The sequence below is a fragment of the Bradyrhizobium sp. WSM4873 genome, from assembly GCF_055811355.1.
The window spans coordinates 1-223 of the sequence record NZ_JBVVPS010000153.1; the positions used below are offsets into that span (position 1 = coordinate 1).

At 63.7% G+C, this 223-nt stretch carries 1 protein-coding gene; it reads left to right on the top strand.

All coding sequences use genetic code 11. From position 1 onward, the window contains the following. Positions 1-223 (top strand): VCBS domain-containing protein (locus tag AC0L21_RS38145; RefSeq protein WP_473267168.1); only part of this gene is annotated, 223 nt, incomplete at both ends.

A 223-nucleotide genomic window follows, 5' to 3' on the forward strand; every position in this document is an offset into this window, starting at 1 on the left:
ATTTCCAGACGCCTGCCTCCCTCGCCGGCAGCTACGGCACGTTCACCTTCGATCCTGCCAGCGGCGAATGGAGCTACGCGCTCGATAACTCTGCCGCCAAGGTCCAGGCGCTTGCCGATGGCCAAGTCGTCCACGACACCCTGACTGTGAAGTCGGCCGATGGCACCGCTTCGCAGCTCATCGACGTCACCATCACCGGCAGCAACGATGCCGCGGTGATCTC